26 protein-coding genes are annotated in these 23,533 nt (G+C 31.3%); 13 read left to right on the top strand and 13 right to left on the bottom strand.

Annotated elements, in window-relative coordinates; all coding sequences use genetic code 11:
* On the top strand, nucleotides 1–294 hold a 294-nt coding region (locus tag HA152_RS02745), incomplete at its 5' end, for a single-stranded DNA-binding protein (RefSeq protein ID WP_209133283.1).
* A 1-nt stretch (nucleotide 295) separates the two neighbouring features.
* Here HA152_RS02745 and HA152_RS02740 read toward each other — a convergent pair.
* Nucleotides 296–478 (bottom strand): hypothetical protein, encoded by a 183-nt coding sequence (locus HA152_RS02740; RefSeq protein WP_075440528.1) that lies wholly within the window; start codon nucleotides 476–478, stop codon nucleotides 296–298.
* A gap of 42 nt (nucleotides 479–520) precedes the next feature.
* Here HA152_RS02740 and HA152_RS02735 point away from each other — a divergent pair, with 42 nt between their 5' ends.
* From HA152_RS02735 to HA152_RS02725, 3 genes are all read left to right on the top strand, one after another.
* The gene (locus HA152_RS02735) at nucleotides 521–1,051 is read left to right on the top strand and encodes a DUF2854 domain-containing protein (RefSeq protein ID WP_209133281.1); all 531 of its coding nucleotides are present in this window, start codon (nucleotides 521–523) and stop codon (nucleotides 1,049–1,051) included.
* Between the two features lie 64 nt (nucleotides 1,052–1,115).
* Nucleotides 1,116–1,967, top strand: a complete 852-nt coding sequence (gene argB / locus HA152_RS02730) for an acetylglutamate kinase (protein WP_209133279.1) — start codon at nucleotides 1,116–1,118, stop codon at nucleotides 1,965–1,967.
* A gap of 3 nt (nucleotides 1,968–1,970) precedes the next feature.
* Nucleotides 1,971–3,080: a DUF3153 domain-containing protein gene (locus HA152_RS02725; protein WP_209133277.1), complete on the top strand. Its 1,110-nt coding sequence runs from the start codon at nucleotides 1,971–1,973 to the stop codon at nucleotides 3,078–3,080.
* Here the strand turns inward: HA152_RS02725 and priA are convergent, their stop codons facing one another.
* Nucleotides 3,081–5,357: a replication restart helicase PriA gene (gene priA, locus HA152_RS02720; RefSeq protein WP_209133275.1), complete on the bottom strand. Its 2,277-nt coding sequence runs from the start codon at nucleotides 5,355–5,357 to the stop codon at nucleotides 3,081–3,083. It lies immediately after the preceding gene.
* A 323-nt stretch (nucleotides 5,358–5,680) separates the two neighbouring features.
* Between priA and rpoD the strand changes: the two genes are divergently transcribed.
* A complete protein-coding gene (gene rpoD / locus HA152_RS02715) occupies nucleotides 5,681–6,865 on the top strand; it encodes an RNA polymerase sigma factor RpoD (protein ID WP_209133273.1) in 1,185 nt (394 codons plus the stop codon).
* A gap of 97 nt (nucleotides 6,866–6,962) precedes the next feature.
* Complete coding sequence (gene hemC / locus HA152_RS02710) at nucleotides 6,963–7,919, top strand: hydroxymethylbilane synthase (protein WP_209133271.1); 957 nt, start codon at nucleotides 6,963–6,965, stop codon at nucleotides 7,917–7,919.
* Here the strand turns inward: hemC and HA152_RS02705 are convergent, their stop codons facing one another.
* The gene (locus HA152_RS02705; protein ID WP_209133269.1) at nucleotides 7,920–8,507 is read right to left on the bottom strand and encodes an inorganic diphosphatase; all 588 of its coding nucleotides are present in this window, start codon (nucleotides 8,505–8,507) and stop codon (nucleotides 7,920–7,922) included.
* A gap of 63 nt (nucleotides 8,508–8,570) precedes the next feature.
* Nucleotides 8,571–10,073, bottom strand: coding sequence for a carboxypeptidase M32 (locus HA152_RS02700; RefSeq protein ID WP_209133267.1), 1,503 nt, complete (start codon nucleotides 10,071–10,073; stop codon nucleotides 8,571–8,573).
* A gap of 108 nt (nucleotides 10,074–10,181) precedes the next feature.
* Between HA152_RS02700 and HA152_RS02695 the strand changes: the two genes are divergently transcribed.
* The 4 genes from HA152_RS02695 to HA152_RS02680 are packed head-to-tail and all read left to right on the top strand — an operon-like array spanning nucleotide 10,182 to nucleotide 13,619.
* On the top strand, nucleotides 10,182–10,637 hold the full coding sequence (locus HA152_RS02695) for a secondary thiamine-phosphate synthase enzyme YjbQ (RefSeq protein ID WP_209133265.1): 456 nt from the start codon (nucleotides 10,182–10,184) through the stop codon (nucleotides 10,635–10,637).
* Nucleotides 10,638–10,679: 42 nt separating this feature from the next.
* Complete coding sequence (locus tag HA152_RS02690) at nucleotides 10,680–10,970, top strand: 4a-hydroxytetrahydrobiopterin dehydratase (RefSeq protein ID WP_209133263.1); 291 nt, start codon at nucleotides 10,680–10,682, stop codon at nucleotides 10,968–10,970.
* 35 nt (nucleotides 10,971–11,005) lie between these two features.
* On the top strand, nucleotides 11,006–12,052 hold the full coding sequence (locus HA152_RS02685; protein WP_209133261.1) for a CobW family GTP-binding protein: 1,047 nt from the start codon (nucleotides 11,006–11,008) through the stop codon (nucleotides 12,050–12,052).
* A 28-nt stretch (nucleotides 12,053–12,080) separates the two neighbouring features.
* Nucleotides 12,081–13,619, top strand: a complete 1,539-nt coding sequence (locus HA152_RS02680) for an ABC transporter permease (protein WP_209133259.1) — start codon at nucleotides 12,081–12,083, stop codon at nucleotides 13,617–13,619.
* Here HA152_RS02680 and HA152_RS02675 read toward each other — a convergent pair.
* From HA152_RS02675 to HA152_RS02660, 4 genes are read right to left on the bottom strand one after another with little or no spacing between them, the layout of a single operon-like run.
* Nucleotides 13,616–14,572, bottom strand: coding sequence for a hypothetical protein (locus tag HA152_RS02675; protein WP_209133257.1), 957 nt, complete (start codon nucleotides 14,570–14,572; stop codon nucleotides 13,616–13,618). The genes HA152_RS02680 and HA152_RS02675 overlap by 4 nt on opposite strands.
* Nucleotides 14,569–15,801, bottom strand: coding sequence for a nickel pincer cofactor biosynthesis protein LarC (gene larC, locus HA152_RS02670; protein ID WP_209133254.1), 1,233 nt, complete (start codon nucleotides 15,799–15,801; stop codon nucleotides 14,569–14,571). The genes HA152_RS02675 and larC overlap by 4 nt, the downstream gene beginning before the upstream one ends.
* Before the next feature lie 52 nt (nucleotides 15,802–15,853).
* A complete protein-coding gene (locus tag HA152_RS02665; protein WP_209133252.1) occupies nucleotides 15,854–16,453 on the bottom strand; it encodes a hypothetical protein in 600 nt (199 codons plus the stop codon).
* A 40-nt stretch (nucleotides 16,454–16,493) separates the two neighbouring features.
* Complete coding sequence (locus HA152_RS02660) at nucleotides 16,494–16,778, bottom strand: hypothetical protein (protein ID WP_209133250.1); 285 nt, start codon at nucleotides 16,776–16,778, stop codon at nucleotides 16,494–16,496.
* Nucleotides 16,779–16,850: 72 nt separating this feature from the next.
* Here HA152_RS02660 and xth point away from each other — a divergent pair, with 72 nt between their 5' ends.
* Nucleotides 16,851–17,696 (top strand): exodeoxyribonuclease III, encoded by an 846-nt coding sequence (xth, locus tag HA152_RS02655; RefSeq protein WP_209133247.1) that lies wholly within the window; start codon nucleotides 16,851–16,853, stop codon nucleotides 17,694–17,696.
* A gap of 226 nt (nucleotides 17,697–17,922) precedes the next feature.
* Nucleotides 17,923–19,224 carry a glutamate-1-semialdehyde 2,1-aminomutase gene (gene hemL / locus HA152_RS02650; RefSeq protein ID WP_209133245.1) on the top strand — a complete coding sequence of 434 codons (1,302 nt, stop codon included), beginning with the start codon at nucleotides 17,923–17,925 and terminating at the stop codon, nucleotides 19,222–19,224.
* 71 nt (nucleotides 19,225–19,295) lie between these two features.
* Here the strand turns inward: hemL and HA152_RS02645 are convergent, their stop codons facing one another.
* The 5 genes from HA152_RS02645 to HA152_RS02625 all read right to left on the bottom strand — a co-directional run bounded on the left by HA152_RS02645 (nucleotide 19,296) and on the right by HA152_RS02625 (nucleotide 22,658).
* Nucleotides 19,296–20,099, bottom strand: coding sequence for a prohibitin family protein (locus tag HA152_RS02645; protein WP_025894130.1), 804 nt, complete (start codon nucleotides 20,097–20,099; stop codon nucleotides 19,296–19,298).
* A 110-nt stretch (nucleotides 20,100–20,209) separates the two neighbouring features.
* Nucleotides 20,210–20,419 (bottom strand): hypothetical protein, encoded by a 210-nt coding sequence (locus HA152_RS02640; protein ID WP_209133243.1) that lies wholly within the window; start codon nucleotides 20,417–20,419, stop codon nucleotides 20,210–20,212.
* A 27-nt stretch (nucleotides 20,420–20,446) separates the two neighbouring features.
* Nucleotides 20,447–20,944, bottom strand: coding sequence for a YajQ family cyclic di-GMP-binding protein (locus HA152_RS02635; RefSeq protein WP_209133240.1), 498 nt, complete (start codon nucleotides 20,942–20,944; stop codon nucleotides 20,447–20,449).
* A gap of 66 nt (nucleotides 20,945–21,010) precedes the next feature.
* Nucleotides 21,011–21,523 (bottom strand): DNA recombination-mediator protein A, encoded by a 513-nt coding sequence (locus tag HA152_RS02630; protein ID WP_209133238.1) that lies wholly within the window; start codon nucleotides 21,521–21,523, stop codon nucleotides 21,011–21,013.
* Between the two features lie 25 nt (nucleotides 21,524–21,548).
* The gene (locus HA152_RS02625) at nucleotides 21,549–22,658 is read right to left on the bottom strand and encodes a phosphotransacetylase family protein (protein WP_209133236.1); all 1,110 of its coding nucleotides are present in this window, start codon (nucleotides 22,656–22,658) and stop codon (nucleotides 21,549–21,551) included.
* 155 nt (nucleotides 22,659–22,813) lie between these two features.
* On the opposite strand from HA152_RS02625, the gene HA152_RS02620 reads away from it, so the two are divergent.
* Complete coding sequence (locus HA152_RS02620; protein WP_209133233.1) at nucleotides 22,814–23,533, top strand: SDR family oxidoreductase; 720 nt, start codon at nucleotides 22,814–22,816, stop codon at nucleotides 23,531–23,533.

Here is a 23,533-nt window from a genome sequence, read left to right as displayed (position 1 = left end):
CTCAAGATTATAGGATGGGGAAATATTGCCCAAGAAATGGTAGATGAACTAAAGGAGGGGCAAAATATTGTTATTGAAGGACGTCTAAAGATGAATTCAGTCACTAGAAAAGACGGAACGAAAGAAAAGCAACCAGAACTAACAGCTTCAAAAATTCATCAAATTTCACCAGTTGATGTTATTAAGTCTGATCAAAAAGAAAATAATGAGTCATTTGAAAATAAAGAAACCGCTAAAAAATCTAGTTGGGATAGTTCACCTTTAGTACCTGAAGTTGACGAAATACCTTTTTAAATCAAATATCAACATTATTTTCTTGAACACTTATAATTAATTTGCTTATTTTTCTTTCAAGCGCGGCAAGTTCACTTCTGATTTCTGGCCATTTACCCTTATCAAGATTTTCTAGTAGCCATGCTCTATCTTGATCAAGTTTAAAAATTAAATCTCCTTGATTTGCAGTATTAGGATCTTGCATAATACTTGTTAGCTCATTCAAAACTCATTCTACTAAATCAAAATGAAGAAATACTTATCGCCTGGAAACTTAATCGTAACCGCTGGGGGTATATTAGCTTTTGTTGGAATGACTGCTTATTTTACAGACTCAGTGAATTTAAGTGTACCTACTTTTTTTTATGGGGTACCTATTTTCCTAATTGGCTTAGGCTTAAAGACTTCAGAAATACCTCCTGTAGAGTTATTTGACAAGACAAATTTTGCGAGAAATAAATTTAATAGACCAAAAGAACTTACAGCATTAGTCAAAGATGTTACGAGATGGAGGTATGGGATAAAAGCTCATCTTGAATCATCATTAGAATCTTTAAATTTGTGGGACGAGGATAACCCCCCTCAATTAAAAGAAATAGAAGAAATTACAAAGGAAGAAAAAAATGGTCTCAGAATGCGTTTCGAATTAAACGCTGTCCCTCTAGAAAAATGGATTGAAAAACAAGAAAGGTTAAATAGATTTTTCGTCAAAGGTCTTGAATCAGAATTTATTATCGACGATAATAAAAAAGAATTTGATTTTATTCTCTTTTATTGAATATAGGGATATATTTGTAAAAACCTAATTTCTCAATTCAATCAAGTTTTAATGAATTTTAATAATGAATGATTCTCAAAGAGTATCAATATTAAGCGAAGCACTTCCATATATACAAAGTTTCTCAGGTAGAAAAATTGTTATCAAGTATGGAGGTTCTGTTATGGAGAATGATAATTTAAAAAATGCTTTTTTTAGAGACATTGCACTTTTATCAACCGTTGGGGTTTGTCCGATAGTAATTCATGGAGGTGGACCAGAGATTAATAATTGGTTAAAGAAATTAGAAATATCTCCTAAATTTGAAAATGGATTAAGAATTACTGACCAAAAAACAATGGAAATTGTCGAGATGGTTCTAATGGGTAGAGTTAACAAACAAATTGTAAAAGGGATTAATAAAACTGGATCCTTAGCTGTGGGGATATCAGGTCTTGATGGCAACTTAATTCAATCTAGAGAACTAGGAGATGGTAGCCATGGGTTAGTGGGAGAGGTTACAAAAATCAATCCTGAAATATTAGATCCTCTTATTTCTAAACGATACATCCCAATTATTTCTAGCATTGGATCAACCTTGGAGGGTATTTCCCACAACATTAATGCAGATTTTGTTGCTGGAGAAATTGCTGCTGCAATAAATGCAGAAAAACTTATTCTTCTTACTGATACACAAGGGATTTTAAAAGAAAAAGATAACAAAAATAGTCTTGTTGAAAAAACTAATCTCAAAGAGGCAAGGGATTTTATTGATAAAAAAATTGTAACTGAAGGTATGATTCCAAAGACAGAATGCTGTATAAGAGCTTTAGCCCAAGGAGTCAAAGCAGCTCACATAATTGATGGAAGAATAGAACATTCATTACTTCTTGAGATTTTTACAAATTCCGGAATAGGTACAATGATAGTCGCCTAATCCATGAAAACTTATGAGCAAGTTTTAGAAAAAGTAGAACTTGCTTTAGCTAAAGGTGAGTATCATTATTGCATTGAATTTCTTTTGCCCATAATCGAATCATTTCCTTTATCAAGCAAAGAGGGAGTAAATTTAAGAACAATCTTAATTACTGCTCTATGTGGGATCAATAAAAGGGAGGAGGCTAAAAGGTTTTGTAAAGAACTTCTAAAATCTTACGATAATAAGACGAGAGAAAATGCAAAATATTTGATGGAAGTTATAGATTCTCCTGACATTAAAAAGCCAGAAAATTGGAACGTACAGTTTGAAAGCGACCCATCAATCAATAAAAAATCCTTTAACTCACTGCGAAAAAAAAGAGAAGTATTGAAGAAAAAAAAATTTATTAATGTAACTGAGACACCAACTGGTGAAACAAAACCTTTTCAGAAAGGCTTTTCACTGATCATTTTTTTAATACTATTATTATTAATTCCACTTTTAAGTGGCTGCGTAAAAATTGAGGATACCCTTGATCTTAGTGAACTTGATTCAATTACCAATAATTTAGTGATAGAAAGTAAATACATAAAGGAATTTCCTTGGCAATTAAAATTTGAAGAGAAGATGAAAGATATTTTTCCTGACGCAGAAATTGAACAAGACGAATCAATCTTTTCTTTGAAACATAAAAATCTCAATTTAGAAGATACAAAGCAAGTTCTTAAAATCACACAAAATACAGCTGGAGAGTTAGCGGGAGAATCAACAAATATAGAAATTAATACTATTCAAAAAAACTACATTTTTTTTAAAAAATACTTTTACAGGTTAGATTTGGATCTAAATTCTATTCAAGGTATTGATAACTTAGAACTCATTTTCAAAATTATTTCCCCTAATAAAGCTATCCTTACCGATAAAAATAATTCAAATTTAGAAATCACAAAAAATCTAATAATTTGGAATTTAAATCAAGGGCAGATAAATAGTCTTGAATTTTCTTTCTGGAGCCTCAACAAACTTTTGATTGGGATATCTATTATTTTAATAATTATAATATTAGCTTATTTATTGAGATTCTATAGATTTAAATTAGGTTCAGATTTACCTCAACTACCATCAAAGTAATTACAACTCTGCTGGATTAACATCTATTGTTAAAAAAACATTTTTTGGAATAAGTTTCCATAATATTGATCTATCAGGTAAAGGTATCTTTGTTCCTTCAGGACCATGTATTAATATCTGCCATCTAAATTTTTTACCAACTTTAGCAATTAAACTAGGAGCAGGACCAATTAATTTCCAGTTCTTTTTATCACAAAAATTGAGTAGATATTTCGCTAATTTTATTGCAATTGACTCAGTTAATTCATAGTTTTCACCTGATAATTTAAGAAGGCAAATCTTACAAAATGGAAATAAATTAGCATCTTTTCTCAATTTCGAGTTTTCACTTAAGAATCTTTCATAATCTCTTTTCTGAAGATACGAAATTACCGGGTGGTTAGGTTTATATGTTTGAAAAATTACTTTTCCTTTTTTTTCAGCCCTACCTGCCCTGCCAGCTAATTGCAAAAACAATTGTAATGATTTTTCTTCTGCCGAAATATCTGGGCGATGAAGCAACCCATCTGCTGCAATAACTACTGAAAGAGTAATATTGGGGATGTCAATCCCTTTTGCCAACATTTGAGTTCCTACAAGAATATCAGCATCACCTTTAGAGAACTTTGAAAGAATATCTCTATGACCATCTTTCCCTGAGGTTGTATCTCTATCAAAGCGAAGTACTCTTAAGTCAGGAAATTCTTCATTTAAAAACTCTATTACCCGTTGTGTACCTATTCCAAAAGGTTTAAAGGCAGTTGAATGACAATCTGGGCAACGATTGATCAATCTAGATTTATGATCACACCAATGACAGCTTAACCATTTTTTTCCTTGTAAGCCGAGATGCACTGATAAAGGAACGTCACAGTTAGGGCAATTTATTAGATATCCGCAATTTCTACAACTTAAAAACCCACTATGCCCCCTCCTAGGGATCAAAATTATTGCCTGCTCTTTTTTTAAGTGTAGTTGAGGAAGCAATTGTAATAATTCATTGGAAAAAATTTTCATATTTCCTTTCTTGAACTCATCCCGCATATCAATAATTCTTATTTCAGGAATCTCATTACTAGATATCCTTTGAGTCATTCTTACCAATTTAAAATTCTTTTCAAAAATACACTTTTTCCAAGTCTTCATTGATGGGGTTGCACTCCCAAAAATTAACTTTGCAGAATTCCTTTTTACTATTTCAATAGCAATCTCTCTTGCGTCATAACAAGGCATAGGACTATCTTGTTTATAAGAAACATCATGTTCTTCATCCATGATTATTAATCCTAGATTTTTCATTGGAAGAAAAACTGCGGACCTTGTTCCTATTACTATTAAAGGTTCATTAGCATTAATAATTTTCTTCCAAACCACAGTTCTATGATTAGGAGAACAGTTACTATGATATTCATAAACAACATTGTTAAATCGCCGACTAAACCTATCAATAAGTTGAGGGATTAGTCCGATTTCTGGGGCTAGTATCAAACAACTTTTTTTCTTAAGAAATTGATCTTCAGCAATTCTCATATAAACTTCTGTTTTACCTGAACCCGTTTCGCCCCATAGAAGTAAAACATCTCCTGGTTTCAGTGTTTGAAATTCTTGTAAAGCAATTTTTTGCTCATTTGTAAGATTTGGTTTTTTAGTTACAATATGATCATTTAAAAAGGAATTTAATTTAGTATTTATATCTTTTTTTCTTTTAGATTTAACAAGGTAATTTTTACTTACCATTGAATTAATTAGAGTGTAATTAAAACCAGACTTTATTAATTCACTTAGCCAATTACCTTTTTCAGGCAAAGTATTCATTAAAAAAAATTCTTTTTTGGTTAATCCATTTTTCTTAATATCAAATTCTTTTTTAGTTTCAATCCATATTTGATCTTTTAAACCTTTAGAAAAATTCTTATATTTACCAATCCAGCCAGGAGGAAATGCAGTTTTAAACATTTTTAAATTACTAACCATATAAAAAGAGGCTAGGGACTCTATCCATTCTCTCCAAGAGTCATCAATTACTTTTTTCTGCAAAATACTTTCAACAAATAAATATCTTATGCTTTTTCCTCCAGTAATATTTGCTTCATCAGTATTTATTGGCGAAAAGTTTTTTTTTGAGATCACCAACCCATTCAATAATCTCCCTCTTAGTCTCACACATACAATATCTCCAACTTCTGCCTCAAGATTATTTCCATCTAAATAGTAAAAGCTTTCATTACTACTACCTATATCAAGCAAAATTTCCAATTTGTAGGAGATATTTAATAACTGATTACTTGCCGGCTTCAAAACTTTTTCTTAGTATTGGATTGTTGAACATTCCACAAAGTGTTTTTTGCACATTGTAAGTATCCTGCTCTTAAGGGAGACATGAAGCTTTGATCATTGACTGAAAATTCAAAAAATGATCTGCCAGTCTGAGAAATCCCAAGACTTTTTACTTTAGGTAATCTATAGCACTATTTAAATTTTTCAACAATTTAAAAAACTTTTCTTATTCTCATTTTGTAAAGAAGTTTTTTAAACAATAAGGGGGACTTTACTACTAAATGTTCAAATTAGCCCTAAATAAAATTTTATCTAGTTAAATTCACCGTAGAAAGGAGTCAATTATGTGTCCAGTCGCAGCAGAATCGAAGAATTCCAAGCCTAGTTCAAAAAAAAAGATTAATAAAAAAATTAATACAAATTTAGAAACAGTAGTTGAAAAAGGAGATAGTAATAAAAATAGTCAAAATTTACAGACATCTTCAGAGTTAGAGGAAAGCAGGATTGAGAGTAATAATGAATTTAGTGATTCAGATGAAGAAGATAAAGGGCTAGGAAATATAAAGCTTGGGCCAAAAGGTATCTACACTGAAGATTCAATAAGAGTTTATCTACAGGAAATTGGAAGAATTAGACTTTTAAGACCAGATGAAGAAATTGAGCTTGCAAGAAAAATTGCTGACTTACTCCAATTAGAAGAGCTGGCAACTCAATATGAGTCAGAAAAAGGACATTTCCCATCCGTTAGAGAATGGGCCGAGTTAATAGATATGCCTCTTTCCAAATTTAGAAGAAGACTTCTCTTGGGTAGGAGAGCTAAAGAAAAAATGGTTCAATCAAATTTAAGATTAGTTGTTTCCATTGCTAAAAAATATATGAATAGAGGTTTATCATTTCAAGATTTAATCCAAGAAGGGAGTTTGGGTCTTATTAGGGCAGCGGAAAAATTCGACCATGAAAAAGGTTATAAGTTTTCTACATATGCAACTTGGTGGATACGCCAAGCCATTACAAGAGCAATTGCGGATCAAAGTAGAACTATTAGATTGCCAGTTCACTTATACGAGACAATATCTAGAATTAAAAAAACCACAAAAGTTCTTAGTCAAGAATTTGGCAGGAAACCTAGTGAAGAAGAAATCGCTGAAAGTATGGAAATGACAATTGAAAAATTAAGATTTATAGCCAAAAGTGCGCAACTTCCTATTTCTTTAGAAACTCCAATAGGTAAAGAAGAAGACTCAAGGCTCGGTGACTTTATAGAGGCTGATATAGAAAATCCAGAGCAAGATGTTTCTAAAACTTTATTAAGAGAAGATTTGGAAGGAGTATTAGCCACACTTAGTCCAAGAGAAAGAGATGTTCTCAGATTGAGATATGGAATTGATGATGGAAGAATGAAAACTCTTGAAGAAATTGGCCAGATTTTTGATGTTACAAGAGAAAGAATTAGACAAATAGAGGCAAAAGCCCTAAGAAAACTTAGACATCCAAATAGAAATGGGGTTTTAAAAGAATATATAAAATAAAAAAAGTTAAGTATAGTATTTAGCTTTAAAAACTTGCAAAAGAATAGCTTAAAATAGATTCGACTTTATTTCTAATTCAAACTCAAAATAATATTTAATGACTAATTTTAAGCTGAAAATAGCTAGTAGAAGAAGTAAACTAGCAATGGTTCAAACTTTATGGGTTAAAGATCAACTAGAAAGGAATATTCCCAATTTAGAAGTATCTATAGAAGCTATGGCAACTCAAGGTGACAAAATCCTTGATGTAGCCTTAGCAAAAATAGGCGACAAAGGATTATTTACAAAAGAACTTGAAGCACAAATGCTCGTAGGTCATGCAGACATAGCAGTACATTCTCTCAAAGATTTACCAACCAATTTGCCTAATGGTCTTAAATTAGGATGTATCACAAAAAGGGAGGATCCTGCAGATGCTTTAGTAGTAAGCAAAAAAAATGACTGTTATAAATTAGAAACCTTACCTGAAGGTTCGATTGTGGGAACAAGCTCTCTTAGAAGACTTGCACAATTAAGAAATAAGTACCCACATCTTGTTTTCAAAGATATCAGGGGAAATGTTATTACAAGAATTGAAAAATTAGATGCGGGAGAATTTGATTGTATAATTCTTGCTGCCGCTGGTTTAAAGAGATTAGGCTTTGAATCAAGAATTCACCAAATTATACCAAGTGAAATTTCTCTTCATGCCGTTGGCCAAGGAGCTCTAGGCATTGAATGTAAATCAGATGATAAAAAAGTTTTAGAAATTATAAATGTCTTAGAAGATAAACCCACTTGTCAAAGATGTCTGGCAGAAAGGGCTTTCTTAAGGGAGCTTGAGGGTGGATGCCAAGTCCCAATAGGTGTTAATAGTAATATTGATAATGAACAACTTCACCTTACCGGAATGGTAGCCTCTCTTGATGGAGAAAGGCTTATAAAAGATCAATTTATTGGCAATATTAATGACCCTGAACTGGTAGGCATAGAACTAGCAAAGAAACTAAAGCTCCAAGGTGCCGACAAAATACTCAGCGAAATATTTGAAAAATTTAGAGAAAACACAAATTAGTTAATTTATTAATTTGGGATCAATTTCTTTTTTGTATCTCTCTTCACAATCTTTAATCACTTTAACAGCTTCTTCTATCCCAAAAAAACCATTAACAGTACATGTTCCGGGTTTTTTTAGATCTTTGTAGTGCTCCCAATAATACTTTGTTTCTTTTAACCAATGCTCTCCAAGGTCTTCATAACTTGAGATATGATCCATTCTTTTATCATCTGCTAAAACCGCTATTACCTTATCATCGACCTCTCCACCATCATCAAATTTCATCACGCCAATAATCCTTGCCTCCACAATAGATCCGGGTACCAATGGCTCAGTTACACTAACAATTTCGACATCAAGTGGATCTCCATCTTCATCCCATGTCCTTGGTATACATCCATAAGCAAAAGGATAAGCAAGTGAAGAGTAACCTACCCTATCAAGTTTAAGGTGGCCCGTTTCTGTAATTAATTCATATTTATTTATGGTATTGGAGTTTAATTCAACGATAGTATTTATTATTGTATTTGAGTTATCAGTGAAAGCGTTTAGTATGTGTAATAAATTTGGTGTAACCCTGCTTGGGGGTTGATTAAGATTTGCCATCAAGAAATAATTTTTATTTATCTTACATCCTCACAGTCAAACAAATTCTTTAAAAGTAATGTTTCAGCAAAAATCATTTATTTTAGACTTTAAATGATTAATAAAATAGTTTGGTGATAGTTCTTCGTTAGTGACCATTCTTATCAATTCCATAGAATTAACTGATCTGCCATGTTTATGAACATTATTTCTTAACCAAAATATGATTTTTTGATATTCACCATTTTGGATTAAATCATCTAACAAACCAATGTCTCTTTCCATATGAGAAGATATTTGTGCACTTATAAGATGGCCTAATAAATATGAAGGGAAATATCCAAAAGCGCCTTCGCTCCAATGAACATCTTGAAGACAACCTTCTGAATCATTAGATGGTTTTATTCCTAGAAGTTCACCATATCTTTTATTCCATTCCTTTGGAATATCTTCAGCAGGTAACCCTCCCTCAATTAAATCTATTTCGAGTTCGGTTCTAACCAGAATATGTAAACCATAGGTCAATTCATCTGCCTCAACCCTATTTAGTCCTGCTTCCAAATGATTAATAGATTTCCATAGTTCAAGGTAATTATTTAATGTACATCCAGCTGAAACAAATTTTTTAAAAAATCTTTTCGAGAAAGATTTGGATTTAACAATTCTATTTTCCCAAAATAATGATTGACTTTCATGTATACCCATAGAAGTTGCTTGACCTAAAGGCCAAGCAAACCATTGATGACTTTGTGATGGCAGACCTTGCTCATAAATTGAATGTCCCCATTCATGTGCAGTTGCTAAAAAACTTGATAATGGTTCACCTTCAACAATTCTTGTCGTAATCCTATAATCATTAGGCCCTAATGTAATCGAAAAAGGATGAGGAGATTTACCAACAACTACTAGATCTTTATCTCTACCAAACTCATCAAGTAATTTAGAACATAAATTATGTTGAGATTCTGGACTCAAATCCCAATGATATTTCTTAGATTTATTAATTCCTCTAATCAACTCTGGGAGAGTGTCTTTCAAAGGCTGAAACATTTTATTCAACCACTTTAGTGTTAATTCAGGTTCAAAGGGTTGGGCTAGAGTTTCCCATGGTGAATATTTATCTGATATCTGTTTTGCCTCTTCAATCCTTAATTTGACTAGTTCTTCAAAGAATGGGAGGAAAACTTTAAAATCTGATTTTTTCTTAGCCTCTTGCCAACTTTCATATCCTTTAGATTTTGCCTTTACTAAAGACTCAACTAATTTAGGATCTAAATTTTTCGCTTTATTAAATTCCTCTATTAAAAGATTAATGTTTCTTTCTTTACCTCTAATAAAGAGTTGATCATTGGAATTTTCAGTATCTGATAATTCATTTTTAGCGGATTGTATTAAATTAGAAAATTCTTCAGAAGAATTTCTTCTATGCAAGATTTTTGCAATATAGGTAAGTTGTTCAGACCTCCAAGAAGCTCCTTTTTTGGGCATCCCAGTATTCTGATCCCAATAAAGTGTATTTTGGATTGAACCTAATATTTGAGTTTCTTTAAGATAAGCCCCTAGCTTATTCCATTGAATTTCAGCCAAAAATTTATATATAAATTAGATTCATCTTAAGATAAAAATTTTGATGTTTGAATAAAACGTACATGGTTTATCCATAATAGAATATTAATTAATTGAGTTTTAACTTATATGGAACAAATATTTTCAAAATTAGGCTTCATAACTCATGGTGAGGGTTTTATTGACATAACAAATGATTTAAATTTATTTATTGAAAAAAATAATTTTAATTCAGGAATTTTAAATTTAACTTCACTTCACACCAGTTGCAGCTTAACTATTAATGAGAATGCTGATCCAAACGTACTAAAAGACTTAAAAAAATATATGCAATCCATAGTCCCATATAATTCCTACTTTACTTTATCGAAAAATAGAGAAGAAATTTCTTATAAACATTATCAAGAAGGAGCTGATGATATGCCCGCACATATTAAAACATCCTTAACCAATACTTGTTTATCTCTAAGTTTTCGGGACGGCAATATTATGCTTGGTACATGGCAAGCAGTGTATTTATGGGAACATAGATTTGATCAAAAAGAAAGGATTTTAAATGTACATATTATTGGTGAGAAAATTTAAAATATTTATAATGTAATCAACAAAACCTAAATTAATTAATTAATGGAACCTTACCTTTTGCAAGATGAAGAATTGAAGGAATTAGTTGTCAAAATACCCGGCTGGGAAATTAACAATGAACAAATCCAGAGAGAATTTAAATTTTTTGATTTTATTGAAGCCTTCGCATTTATGACTAAAATTGCTTTAATCTGCGAAAAATATAATCATCATCCTAACTGGGAAAACGTCTATTCAAAAGTAATAATAAGGTTAAGTACTCATGATTTGGGGGGCATAACAAATCTCGATCAAACATTAGCTTCAGAAATAAATAAAGTTTTCGATCAATAACATTACAAATTTAATCACTTAAAAAATCAGTCAAAATGTCTAAAAAGTTATTACCTGTTACGATTATTAGTGGATTTTTAGGTTCTGGCAAAACTACGCTTTTAAATCACATTTTAAAAAATCAAGTTGGTCTTAAAACAGCTGTTTTGGTTAATGAATTTGGAGAGATAGGAATAGATAATGACTTAATTATAGAAGGGTCAGAAGATATGATCGAATTAAATAATGGCTGTATATGTTGCTCTATTAATGGTGAATTATTAAATACAGTATCCAAAGTTTTAGAAAGATCTGAAAAAATAGACTATTTGATTGTCGAGACTACTGGGCTAGCAGATCCATTACCAGTAGCCATGACTTTTGCAGCTGGAAATCTTCGAGAAAAAGTAAGATTGGATTCAATCATAACTGTTATTGATGGAGAAAATTTTGATTTTGAAATTAATAATTCAAGTGTCGCCTATTCTCAAATTTTATATGGAGATATTCTTCTCCTAAATAAATGTGATTTAGTCAACGAAGAACAATTAAAGAAAGTCGAACAATTTATAAATAAAATAAAAAAAGAACCAAGGATATTGAGATCAACTAATAGTGAGGTTGGCTTACAAACAATAATGAGTGTTGGGCTTTTTGAAACAGATATTTTTAAATACGATAAAAACAAAGAAGATGTAGAAAAAAATTCACACGATCATTCTTCTCATTCACACGATCATTCTTCTCATTCACACGATCATTCTTCTCATTCACACGATCATTCTTCTCATTCGCACGATTTGATTAATAATATAGAGGGTTTTACATCAGTTTCTTATGAGACATTTGAACCATTTTCCTTAAGGAAGTTTCAATATTTCTTAGATAATCAAATCTCACAAAACGTATTTAGGGCGAAAGGAATATTATGGTTTATGGAAAGTGAAAGGAAACACATTTTTCACCTATCTGGAAAACGATTTTCTTTAGATGATGAAGAGTGGACAAAAGAAAAATCTAACAAGATTGTATTTATTGGGAAAAACTTAGATCATCAAACTATTAAGAATCAACTTTCATCATGTAGATTTAGAACAGATTAGAGTATACATATTAGGATTTAATTAATTTTTGAAAATACTTATTAAAGGATTTAAAAAAGCAGTAACCGAATTAAAACTTTTTTATTTTACTTCTTTTATTGTTGCACTCTTAGTAATCATTCCAATTTCCAATTTTCTTCTTGAAGGAGTTCAATATATTTTTAGTGGGAATTTTTCATTAGGTATCGCAGGAGGGGAAGAGGTATTAGGAACTTTAAAAGTTCTAATACTGACAAGTTTTTTTGGTGGAGGGTTAGGAACTTTGAATGGATGGTTACTTTCAAATTGTAATTTTAAGTTCAGAAAAGTTCTCCGTATTTGTCAGCTAGTTCCACTAGCTGCTCCTGCATATCTAATAACAGCTGTTTTACAGGATTTGGGGAGTATTTTTGGGTATCAAATAACTGGTTTATGGTGGGGGGTATTAATACTTTCTATTTCTACTTATCCATATGTATTCATTCTTGCTAATGAAAGTTTTAATAAATTTGGAGTTAATCAGATCAATGCCAGTAGAGGATTAGGAGTTGGGCCTTGGAAGAGCTTCTTTAAAATAGCTTTCCCAATGGCTTTACCTGCAGTGATAACAGGAATAAGTTTAATGTGTATGGAAGTAATGAATGAGTTAGGTACATTTGCATTATTAAATATTCCAAGTATTTCTACGGGAATAGCTGAAAATTGGATTATTGAGGGTAATCCAAAAAGTGCTATTGGATTATCATTGGTAGCCTTATTAATAATTTTTAATTTAATTATTTTTGAAAAATTATCGAGAAGAAAATCAAAGAGGTGGAGTGAAAATCCTGCATCAAAAGATTCTCAAGGATGGGAATTAAACAAAACTAGATCTCTGTTAGCGATAATGATATCTTTATTTCCTCCAATTTTCTCTTTTGGGATTCCATTTTTTTGGGTTCTGCTTAATATCGATCAAATTCAAAAAGGGTTATCTATAGAATTACTCTCTTTATCATTAAGGACCATAAGTCTAGGACTTTTAACTGCATTAATAGCGATAATATTTTCCTTAATAATTTCCTTAGCCAAACGCCCAAATAAAAGCTTATTGCTAGAAATAATAACAAACCTTGCGGGAATAGGTTACGCAATACCGGGCACTGTATTAGCTTTATCCTTAATAAGTATTTCTTCCTCAAAATTCAATTTCATTGCTATTTGCCTACTAATTTGGGGTTATCTTGTCCGATTTTTAACTATCTCTAAGGGTTCTATTGATTCAAGCCTTGAGAGAATTTCTCCTAGTCTTGATGAAGCAGCACTTGGGTTAGGAGAGAATTGGCTGGGAATCATCAAAAGAATTCATCTACCTCTTCTCCAAGGACCAATATTCGTAGGATCACTATTAGTTTTTGTAGATACGATAAAAGAATTACCCATAACCTTTATTTTAAGACCATTCGATTTCGATACATTATCTGTGAGAATATATCAATATGCTGGAGATGAGAGAATGGTAGAGGCAATATTGCCGGCGATTCTTATTATGACTTTAGGCCTTATTGCATCATTTACATTGATACCAAGTTTAGAGAAAAAAAACTAAAGTCTTCTAGACAATTTTCTTATTAAGAAAGGTAAGCTCAACAACAAATCTGCCGAGGTAGATATAACCCTAAAATAAACTAAGCTAGTAAGAATTATATTTTGTGGAATACTTTTGCCAATAAATAAAAGTATGCAAGCCTCAAAAACGCCAACTCCTCCTGGAGCTGATGGTACTACCAAGCCTAAAGACCATGACAAAGAAAAGATTACTAATAAAAATATGATGTTCAGAGTATTACTTGCATAAAAAGTATTTAAGCAAATATAAAACCCAATAAATTTAGATAAGACAAAACCAATTTCAAGAAGTAAAGTTCTATAAGGGAAAAAGGAAATTATATTTATTCTCTCTTCAAATTGATCCTTTAAATTTGGAAGTCTCAAAACCTCAAATACTCTTCTATTAATAGACCCTATTCTTTTTAAAATCAAAAAAATAAATTTCCTATTTAAGATTAATAAAGGAAAAATTAAAAAAAAATAAAATGGTGAAAAAATCATTCCCATCGATGCCAAGAAAAAAGATCCACTCAACATAAAATAAGGTTCTATAAGTGTCGAGTACAAAGCAATCTGAGAATTACTTATTTTTTTTATAAAATTAAATCTTTCAATAAAATGCCAAACCCCGCCAGGAATGTATTTAAGAATATTGGTTAAAACATAAAAAGAGATTAAATTATTACTCTCAAATTCTTTCCCGAACCATTTAACAATATATTTCCATGCATAAGCGTTCAGGTAAATACTTAAAACACAAAATAAAAATGATAAAGAAAGATTAATTCCATCTCTTTCTAAATTAATATCAAATGAAATTTGATCAATATTATCAAAAAAATGGATGCAAAAATATGACAAGCTTGAAATAAAGAAGATACTCTTCAAACCACCAAAATTAATTTTTTTAAGGAATTTGAAATATGGTTGATTATTTGTATTAAATCTCACTTCCAGTTTTCAAATGCTTTAAATTTCTTACTTGAATCTTTTATTATTTTTCTTATTTCGTAAGTTGATATTTTATGCTTTAATTTTAATCTTAGAACCTCATCATTTTCTGGTTTCATATTTATTGATCCATCGGGTTTCAAAGTTTGTTTAACTTTTATATTTCCAAAAGTCGTTGAACATTCTCCTCTACGTCTAAGTAATATCCATCTAGATTGGGTCCTTTCACGAACCCCAATAGTACTGGAATAATCAAACCATAATCGTCTAAAAAATTCTTTTTTCTTAATGGGTAGGATTGCTTGAATAGAAAATCCAATTCTATTTTTTTTCATATTAATAGCTTGATAGGAAACGTCGTAAGCCCCCTCAATTCTCAGTTTCTCCACAAAATTAGATATATCTTCCGGCGTTTGATCATCAATCCATGCTTCTTGAATAGATATCTCTTCACACTTTGGACTAATTTGTTCATTATGGTTAATAGAAAAATCCTCAAATGAAGTTATTTTATAAACTCTTACCAAATTAGGAAATGGGAATTTTAGGTTGCCAATGCCTACTCCATAAGAGTTAATAGAGAATTTCGAAGGAGGTTCTGGATAGTCGACTAAATTAGCAAGCAAAGCAATGCCAGTTGGTGTTGAGAGTTCACCCTCTATTGAGTCACGGTTTGATAAAACCTTAATATTTTTTTGTCTTATTAGCTCTATTACAGCAGGAGGTGGTACAGATAATTTTCCATGTTCAGTTTGAACAAAACCTTTTCCCAACATTGGTTCATTACAATAAACTCTCTTTGGATTTAAGTAATTCAGTGAAGCACATACCCCAATGATATCAACCAATGAATCTATAGCTCCAATTTCATGAAAATGAACATCATCAGATTTAATTCCATGAACTTTTCCTTCCGCAGTTGCTAAAGATTCAAATACTTCATAAATTATTTTTTTTAATTTATCTTCTAAATGGCCATTTAATATAAGTTCCTTAATACTTCTCCAAGTTCTTTTGATAGGACTACAATCAATATTCTCAACCTTTGCCTTGATGCCTCGGATTGAACAACTTTTTGAATCTTCAAAGTCTAGTTGATATAGATTCTTTAATCCAAGATCAATAAGTGGCTGTTCAATAACTTTTTTAGGCACCCCTAAATCATAAAAAGCTCCTAACAACATATCTCCAGAGATACCAGGAGAACATTCAATTAAAACATCATCCATAAATCAAAGATTTCTTAACTGGTAAAATTGAGGTGGAAATCAATCTTTCATTCTAGTTACTTATAGAAAGATTTTTTTCAATCACTTCGTACTTTATTAATTTCAAAGAATTTCCATCTCTATTTATATCTAAACTTACAAAGCTATGCAGAAGTTCAAGAGAAAGCTCTCCTTTTATGACTAATTTAAAATTTTTATTTTTTAAATTTTTTGACTTTATAGCAGGGCAGATTTTAATAACAATTTCTTTCTTTTGAGTGTTGACAAATACTAATTCTCCTCTAACAGAAAAATAATTGTCTTTTAGATCTAATTCTTCTAATAATTTCGAGAAGTTAGTTTTTGAAGAATCATTAGGGAAATCATTCAGTTGATAGGGATCCCAAATCCCTGCGACCTGTAAATGCAAATTTTGAGTATTTTTATTCTTTGGATAAACAATCCAATAGTAACTTTTCTTTAAGTCAATATGCTTTTTTAAAAGTGATAATGCTTTACCTAGTACTACTGTTTCAATTTTTTCGTCTTTATTGTCAATTAAAAAGCCTCTATTTAATTGCTCACTACTAAGTGGAGTGAATTTACCATTAATAATACCGATTGCTCTATGCTGTAATTGGTTAGTAACTTTTGGGATAGGGTTTTTTAACATATTAAAAATTTGAAAATAACAATTTATCGTATTAAATTTCTTAATTTTCCTCCAAAGTATTAAAAGACTTTAACGCATTGTCAATTGCATCAGAAGGATCAGTAGCATTATTCATACTATTTTGTCTCCGAATCATTTCCATAAGTTCAAAAGGATTAGTTGGGAGAACTGAACTATCATCTTGTGTTTTAGTTGAGGTATCAATTTCTAATTCTTCAAATAAATATTCAGCATTTAGGTAATCACCTCTTAAGGAAATTAATAAAGTAAAAAAAATCACAAAAGATATTGGTCTAGGCAGACTTTTGCAAAAATAATTATTCATTTTATTTAATTTCAAAATTATTTAACAAAGAAAATTATTTGCTAGCTTAATCTTACATAATTTGGTAGAAATTTGTTAATAGCAACTTGGAATGTTAACTCTATAAGAACCAGACTTTCACAAATAATAGATTGGATTAATGAAAACAATCCAGATATATTATGTTTTCAGGAAACAAAAGTGATGGATGATAGTTTCCCTATTGAACCTTTTGAAAAATTAGGATACTCAGTAGAGGTCTATGGGCAAAAATCATATAATGGCGTAGCTATTATTTCTAAAATAAAGCCAGAAAATGTTAAAAAAGGATTCTACGGTTGTACCGACTTTAATCAAAATATCGAAATTTTCCTAGATCAAAAAAGATTGATTTCTGCTGATATTAATGGTATTAAAATCATCAATGTTTACGTGCCAAATGGTTCTTCTCTAGAATCTAGTAAGTTCGAATACAAAATTAATTGGTTAAATTGTTTGGCTTCATTTTTGGATGACCTAGAAAAAAAAGGAGAATTAATTTGTCTTATGGGTGATTTTAATGTTGCGCCTTATAACTTGGATATACATGATCCAAAGAAATATGAAGGAGGAATAATGGCATCTGAGATAGAGAGAAATGCGCTAAATAATGTTCTGAAAAAAAGATTAATAGATTCGTTCAGGATTTTTGAACAGAATACTGGCCATTGGAGTTGGTGGGATTACCGTAATAACGCATTTGAATTAAATAAAGGTTGGAGAATAGACCATATATATATCAGCAAAGAACTGTCATCAAAACTTAAAAGTTGTGTCATAGACAGCTCACCTAGGGGTAATTTGCGTCCAAGTGATCATGCTCCAGTAATGATAGATCTTAACTTTAACGACATAAATGTAGATTTTTTTGAGGATGATGATGATTTCTTCGAAACATAAATAAAATAGATTGAATTTCTTTAATGCCTGAAAACGCTTATTAATAAAGACTTATCAAAAATAGGATTGTTTTTTATCATGATTTCTTTAAAATTAATAATTTACAATCCAAACTATCGCAATAAAAATATCATAATGTAGAATTTCAATCTGATTGACAAAATTTTTACTTATTTCTAATTTAGAACATGACAAGATTTTTCTTAAAACATCATTTAGCTAAATTGTGACTGACATATTAAATTACACAAAATCTGAAGAAATTTTCTCTGCAGCCCAACAACTAATGCCAGGAGGTGTTAGCTCTCCAGTAAGAGCTTTTAAATCTGTTGGTGGTCAACCAATTGTTTTTGATAGAGTCAAAGGTCCTTTTGCTTGGGATATTGATGGAAATAGATATATTGACTACATAGGAAGCTGGGGACCGGCTATATGTGGACATGCCCACCCAGAAGTTACAACAGCATTACAGGAAGCAATTGAGAAAGGCACGAGCTTTGGTGCTCCTTGCGTTCTAGAGAACAAGCTTGCTGAAATGGTAATAGAAGCAGTCCCATCTGTAGAAATGGTTAGATTTGTTAATAGTGGAACTGAAGCATGTATGGCCGTTTTGAGACTCATGCGAGCTTTTACTGGAAGAGATAAAGTTATTAAATTTGACGGTTGCTATCACGGTCATGCGGATATGTTTTTAGTGAAAGCAGGATCTGGAGTTGCCACTCTGGGTTTACCGGATTCTCCAGGTGTTCCACGGACAACTACTGCCAACACACTTACTGCACCCTACAATGACCTTGAAGCAGTAAAAAAATTATTTTCTGAGAATCCAGATGCCATTTCTGGGGTTATACTCGAGCCTATCGTTGGTAATGCTGGATTTATTACTCCAGAACCTGGATTCTTGGAAGGATTAAGGGAATTAACCTCTGAGAATGGATCCTTATTAGTTTTTGACGAAGTAATGACCGGATTTAGAATAAGTTATGGAGGCGCTCAAGAAAAGTTTGGGGTTACTCCTGATTTAACCACCCTTGGGAAAGTAATTGGTGGAGGCCTACCTGTTGGGGCTTATGGAGGAAAGAAAGAAATAATGTCAATGGTAGCGCCTTCAGGACCCGTATACCAAGCAGGTACTTTGAGCGGCAATCCTCTTGCAATGACTGCTGGAATAAAAACTCTTGAACTGCTCAAACAAGATGGTACCTACGATAAACTTGATTTAACAACTTCTAGATTAATTGAAGGGATAATTCAGTCTGCAGAAAATAACGGTATCGCTATCAATGGTGGTAGTGTAAGTGCTATGTTTGGTTTTTTCTTATGCGATGGGCCAGTTCGGAACTTTGATGAAGCCAAAACAAATAATGCCGAACTTTTTGGTAAGTTGCATAGAGAAATGCTTAGACGAGGAATTTACCTAGCACCAAGTCCCTTCGAAGCTGGTTTCACATCACTAGCTCACAGCGAAGAAGAAATTGATAAAACTATCGAGGCTTTTGACGAATCTTTCAATGCAATAAAAAAATAATCATTTACTGATCTTTCCTTAAAGAAAAATAAGTAAATGATTAAGACTTTAGAAAGATTATTTCTAAATAATTATCTTCTACCGCCAACTATTACTGGGGGACTACCTCCTTCTGAGCCTGGCAAGCCAGGAACAACTTGTGTACTACCATCCCATTTGTCGAGAAATAATTTAAAAAGCACCTGATCGTCAAGACTTCTATTTAATGTCTCATATCTAAGTGCTTCTTGTTCTGCAATTTCAACTTCTGTCTTTGCTCTTAGTAATTGCTGACCAGCTATTTGCTTTTGTTCAATCGCAGCTCTATATTCCTCAGCGATCTCTAATCCAGTAAGATCTAAACTTTTAACATCGACATAATCGAATGAATTTAGTTCTTGTGCAACTGTATCTCCTACTTTCTCAGAAATTACTGCGAATTCAGTAGCAATTGTTTCTAGCTCATATTGAGAAAAGACTGATTTTAGAGCTTTTAGCAAAGATGGCTGAACAATTTTCTGATAAACATCGCTATTTCTGCTTGCAATTGTTGCAAAAATCCTTCCTGCTTCGTTAGGCTTTACTGAATATTTAACAGTAGCTGTAGCCCTAATAACTTGAAGATCTTTAGTTAAAGTTTCAAATTTTTCGGGTTGAACTTGAGTTTTTATGTCAAATGGATATACAGACTGAACAAATGGAAGTTTAAAGTTTAAACCAGCTCTCCTAGAGGGGCCACTTACTTTCCCTAATGTTGTAACAACTGCAACTTGTCCAGAAGGTACAACAAATAATGATTGGGTAAGCAAAAGAAAGCCAGTAAAAGACAATACAATCAGTAATGTTGCTGTCCCACCCGGACCTGTTGGCGTGACATTTTTAAAGGATGTTGACATTAAATTTTATCTTTATAATTAATCATATTTAAATAGACTAATTAGTGCATTAGTAAGGCATTTAATTAAAATATTTTTTTAATAATTGTAAATTAAAATATAGATTTTAGTTAATGGATATTTGATTTAAATTCTTGCAAAAGTTCTAAATAAAGATCCTCATCTATCTCCCTGATATCATATTCAGAAGGTAACACACCATGCTTATGCTCATGTACCGCCATCCAACAAAATTTCTCTATTTCTTCTTTTGAAAAACGAGGGTATTCTTTTACATTCTTAATCAATGAGTTAATGAGAGATTTTGAATAATCTGCCATATTTTTAAAATAATCTTACTAAATATTTTATCTAAAGTTATTTGCTTTTAGAGGAATGTTCAAAGACTCCTCCAACTCACTAACAAGCTTAATTGCCAATTGAAGATCATTTTTGCTCTTACTAGCAACTCTCATTGTTTCTCCATTGATGCTGACATTAATTTTTTTAATTTGATCTCTAATATTTTTACTTATTTTTTTTGCAATTTCTTGTTTAATACCTTGTTTTAGTAAAATTGTCTGTTTAATTCTATTGCCACTTACCACTTCAATTTCACCGTAGTCAAATACTTTAAGAGATAAGTTTCTTTTTATTGCCTTTTGTCTAATTATGTCATTAACAGCATTCAAAGTAAGTTCGCTATTGGTGATTATAAAAATATTTTCTTTTTCTAAATCAACTGAAGTATTCGTGCCCTTCAAATCATAACGTTGAGAAATTTCCCTTTTAACTTGATCCAAAGTATTTACTAATTCTTGTCTATCAAAATCAGAAACTACATCAAATGAAAAACTTTCTGCCATAATAAATTATTAAACGCTAAATATTATTAGCATAAATCATCTTTTAATAAGGGGGAATGGGTTGATTTAATCAAAAAATAACAAACTAACCACTTTGCCCATTTCTTCGGCACATCTACAACTATTTAGTAAAGTTTCACTATCGTGAAAGGCAAAGCATATTAATTGATCGCATCTAGTAATAATTTCTTGATTACAAAGACTACTTGCAAGTGGCAAAGGTAATTCATCATTTTCACTTTTTTCAACCAAATGCATAACCATCTCAAGTTGATCCTTTATTTCGGGTATTTGTCTATCAAGACTCTGTGGTAATAAAACCGTTAATAATGATGGATTAATATCTAAGACAGCTCGAATAACAGCTGCATTAACTCCTTGAGATCCTGAAGTAAGGATATTATGTCCTTCCTCTGCTAACGACCTTGCAATCAACTCAATCAAGTGGATATCTACAACCGGTACGTGTCTACTACCTAAAAAAGCAATTCTCCTTTTCCCATTATCTTGGAGTTTTGCAAGTTCTTGAGCTAAGGCATCAACACCTTCAGTTGCTGGTAGATCTAAAGAGCGACTCAAAATAATAAAGTTCCTATATTTGAAATTAGCATTTATCTGAAAAATTGCAGGGAAAATCTATCTTTTCGAGAATTCTTTTTAGATTTACATGCTCTTGAACTAATTGAATAGCATAAGAAGCTTTAATTGATTCATGTATTCTGACATGACCAAAAGCTTGTTCAATAATTTCCACGGAGGAAAGAGTATCTAATTCCACCTTTAAAATTGGCACCTCCAATTCCTCCGCTCTATGAATCAATTGTGACAAAGGATCTCCTAAACCAGTTAAAATAAGGCATTGAGTCGAAGCCTCCAAAGCAGCAAGTTGGATATCAGTTCTATCAGCTCCAGTAACTACAGCCATATTTCTTCTTCTCCTGAAAAATTCCATTGCAGAATTCACCCCCATTGCACCAATACTTAATGTTTCAACAAGCAATTGATCTTTTTCAGGGCAACAAATTACTTGGGCATCTAGTCTTCTTACAAGCTCACCTACGGTAACACTTCTAAGAAGTGGTGATTTAGGCATCACTCCAAATACTTCAATATCCAGATCTTGAAGAGAGGGTATTATTTCATTTTTAACTTTTTCGACTTCTTGCGGCAAAACTCCGTTTAATACAACTCCAGCCAATTTCTCACCTAATTGTTTTTTCGCATCAAGTAATGCATCCACACTTTTACAATCTTCCCATAAATTCACAATTAAAACTTTTGCATCTAAATCCTTAGCTAGTTGTGGGAGACTTAAGCCATAAATCATACCCTCATGAAGACTTCCGGCTGCCTCTAAAATATTCAGACCTTCAAAATCATCATTAACCAATCCTTCAATCTGATCAAAACCTTTTCCTGGAAGTAAGTCTTTATTGAAGATTCTTTTTTCAGCTGAGATATTATCCAATAATCCTACTGAAGAAATTAAATTCTCTTCTTCGATATTTAATGTTGATCCAATAAACTTAACATCATCATCTATTAATCCTTCATAAGACATTGAGGGGAGATTGGTAAGTTCAATACATGTTGCCAGAGGTTTTCCTATGCGTACTTTTTTTTTCTTCTGTAAAAGTTTTTTTGCTATCCCAAGAACCATTGCAGACTTACCACTAAATGGCTCACATGAGCCAATTAATAATATATCGCTCATAACTTAGTAAATTATTTATTATTAGGTTTAAGATAATATTTTTTTCAGAACTAAACAAACATTTATTTATGAGTTTTAATCAAATTAAAAAATTAAATAATATTTTTTTGTTAAATTTATTTTAATTCTTTGGTATCTCATAAAAATAAAGCAAAATGATAAATCCTACCAAAAACGAAAAAACTATAGGGATAACTGGAGCCTCAGGTGCGCTAGGGAAAGAATTAACAAAGCTGTTTCGTCAAAAAGGATATAAAGTGATTGGATTTACTCATAGTAAAACTAATTATGAAATAAATCTTGAATCTCCAAATGAATGGATTAAATGGGAATGTGGGAAGGAGTCGTCATTAAAAAAACAATTAGAAAATATAGACATTTTAATTTTGAACCATGGTATCTATGATTTGAGTAGAAAAAATTCAAATTATGAAAACTCAATCGAGATAAATGCATTAAGCAAATTCAAATTTTTAAATTTATTTGAAGATATTGCTATAAGCAATGATTCTCTAATAAAAAAAGAGATTTGGATAAATACATCAGAAGCAGAAATATTACCCGCCCTAAATCCATCATATGAAATTAGTAAATCCCTTATTGGTCAATTAGTTTCATTCAAAAAAAATCTTCTGAACAAAAATACAAAGAAAAAATTAATAATAAAAAAAATCATCTTAGGGCCATTTAAATCAGAACTAAATCCTCTCGGAATAATGAGTCCTAAATTTGTTTCAAAAAAAATTTATGATTTAGCCAATTCAAAAAATTATCTAGTAATAATTAGTCCAAACCCTTTAACATATATACTCTTTCCGTTGAAAGAATTTTTTAATTTTTTGTATTGCCAAATTATTTATAAGTACAAATCTTAG

The sequence above is a fragment of the Prochlorococcus marinus XMU1412 genome (assembly GCF_017696315.1).
In the GTDB taxonomy this organism is placed as follows: domain Bacteria; phylum Cyanobacteriota; class Cyanobacteriia; order PCC-6307; family Cyanobiaceae; genus Prochlorococcus_A; species Prochlorococcus_A marinus_AF.
This window is presented reverse-complemented; position numbering and strand designations above follow the sequence as displayed.

Coding starts and splice junctions, on each gene's coding strand:
- hemC (WP_209133271.1), top strand. CDS start 6,963: ATGACTAATTTTAAGCTGAAAATAGCTAGTAGAAGAAGTAAACTAGCA.
- HA152_RS02740 (WP_075440528.1), bottom strand. CDS start 478: ATGCAAGATCCTAATACTGCAAATCAAGGAGATTTAATTTTTAAACTT.
- HA152_RS02690 (WP_209133263.1), top strand. CDS start 10,680: ATGGAACCTTACCTTTTGCAAGATGAAGAATTGAAGGAATTAGTTGTC.
- HA152_RS02640 (WP_209133243.1), bottom strand. CDS start 20,419: ATGGCAGATTATTCAAAATCTCTCATTAACTCATTGATTAAGAATGTA.
- HA152_RS02705 (WP_209133269.1), bottom strand. CDS start 8,507: ATGGCAAATCTTAATCAACCCCCAAGCAGGGTTACACCAAATTTATTA.
- HA152_RS02635 (WP_209133240.1), bottom strand. CDS start 20,944: ATGGCAGAAAGTTTTTCATTTGATGTAGTTTCTGATTTTGATAGACAA.
- HA152_RS02735 (WP_209133281.1), top strand. CDS start 521: ATGAAGAAATACTTATCGCCTGGAAACTTAATCGTAACCGCTGGGGGT.
- HA152_RS02665 (WP_209133252.1), bottom strand. CDS start 16,453: ATGTTAAAAAACCCTATCCCAAAAGTTACTAACCAATTACAGCATAGA.
- HA152_RS02645 (WP_025894130.1), bottom strand. CDS start 20,099: ATGTCAACATCCTTTAAAAATGTCACGCCAACAGGTCCGGGTGGGACA.
- HA152_RS02660 (WP_209133250.1), bottom strand. CDS start 16,778: ATGAATAATTATTTTTGCAAAAGTCTGCCTAGACCAATATCTTTTGTG.
- larC (WP_209133254.1), bottom strand. CDS start 15,801: ATGGATGATGTTTTAATTGAATGTTCTCCTGGTATCTCTGGAGATATG.
- HA152_RS02725 (WP_209133277.1), top strand. CDS start 1,971: ATGAAAACTTATGAGCAAGTTTTAGAAAAAGTAGAACTTGCTTTAGCT.
- argB (WP_209133279.1), top strand. CDS start 1,116: ATGAATGATTCTCAAAGAGTATCAATATTAAGCGAAGCACTTCCATAT.
- HA152_RS02620 (WP_209133233.1), top strand. CDS start 22,814: ATGATAAATCCTACCAAAAACGAAAAAACTATAGGGATAACTGGAGCC.
- HA152_RS02695 (WP_209133265.1), top strand. CDS start 10,182: ATGGAACAAATATTTTCAAAATTAGGCTTCATAACTCATGGTGAGGGT.
- HA152_RS02685 (WP_209133261.1), top strand. CDS start 11,006: ATGTCTAAAAAGTTATTACCTGTTACGATTATTAGTGGATTTTTAGGT.
- rpoD (WP_209133273.1), top strand. CDS start 5,681: ATGTGTCCAGTCGCAGCAGAATCGAAGAATTCCAAGCCTAGTTCAAAA.
- HA152_RS02625 (WP_209133236.1), bottom strand. CDS start 22,658: ATGAGCGATATATTATTAATTGGCTCATGTGAGCCATTTAGTGGTAAG.